Origin of the sequence: Sulfitobacter sp. HI0129 (assembly GCF_001635395.1) — a bacterium.
Lineage (GTDB): Bacteria > Pseudomonadota > Alphaproteobacteria > Rhodobacterales > Rhodobacteraceae > Sulfitobacter.
In genome coordinates this window covers 1-1,144 of record NZ_LWGH01000829.1, presented here as the reverse complement: position 1 = coordinate 1,144, position 1,144 = coordinate 1, and the positions used below count along the sequence as shown (strand labels likewise).

Annotated in this window: 1 protein-coding gene and 1 pseudogene; both read right to left on the bottom strand. The window is 63.3% G+C overall.

Annotated elements, in window-relative coordinates; genetic code table 11:
- The coding region (locus A3764_RS19585; protein WP_067951993.1) for a DUF6878 family protein at window positions 1–374 on the bottom strand (374 nt) is incomplete at its 3' end.
- Between the two features lie 121 nt (window positions 375–495).
- Window positions 496–1,144 (bottom strand): annotated as a pseudogene (locus tag A3764_RS19580) (SAM-dependent methyltransferase); the annotation flags it as partial.

Below are 1,144 nucleotides of genomic sequence, written 5' to 3'. Positions count from 1 at the left end.
TCATAGCTGTGCGAGCATTCGACATAGCGGTCCGCGTGATCGAGGGTGATGCTGTCTAGTGCTATGTCCCAGGACAGCGTGCCGTAGCCGCCCTCGTTGTTCTCGAACCCCGGGTGATGGTGATAGGCGAGCGACCAGGAGAAGTCGCCAACCTTTGTGGCAAGCGGCTCCGGCAGGTTGACCTCTGCAGGCTGCACCGTCACATCCTCGACATTGCCGGAGTCGCCATAGCCTTCGTATTCGACAGCGACCTCGCTGATGCCAAGCGCACGTAGCTGCGCGAGCAGCTCCACTCTGGATGCCTTCAAGGTGGTTTCGCGCTCTACACGCCACTGAGCCGCCATTGCGGCATAGTCGATCTGGGGATTGGTCATGGGTCTGTCCTCTTGTCTGAATTTGGGGGGCCGGGCGTGGCATTGGTCTGCCCGCGCCCGGAAAGCGCAGCCCGGGCAAACCCCGATCCGCGACGCCCGACCGAAAGCCCGCTTTGACTTTTCAGGCGGCTTGTTCTGACGTCATGGCGGCTTCCTGCCCCACGATCCGGGCCAGAATGCTTCCCGTGTCGATCCCGTCCCCATGCGGCAGGAACACCCGCAACTGGAAGGCAATGATCTCGGTGAAGCAGCCGAGGGCCTTGAGGCTGTCGATCATGCCCTTGTCCGCGCCGCCAAGCTCGAGGCGCATCTCGCCTGCGACGCGGCGACGGGTCAGGGTCAGACCCCGGCCCAGATCGACCGGCGCGGTGGTGCCCAATGCGGCGGTCAGCATCTCTTGCGGTGTTTGCGGGTTGGAGACGAGGAAGCGGGCGCACAGCGCGGCCGCCCCTTCTTCGCTCAGCGTGCGCCCGATCATGGCGGTCGCCCCACCGGGCGTGACCCTGTAGATGCGTTCATTGGTGGTCGGAATGTCCTTCCAGATCGGCAACAAGAGCCCGGTCAGCAGGTAGAGCTTGGTCGTGGTGGTTTTTGGCAGGGACGCAGCCTCGGCATCCCAAAGCCTTGCAAACTCGGGCCTTCCGATGTCTTCCCAGGCCGAGGACTCAAACCGTGCCTCTTCGAGGTAGCTCGACCCGTTTGGACGCACTGCCCTACGCATCAGCGTCACGACATCCTCGTCATACATCTGCATAGGGCGCGCCGAGATG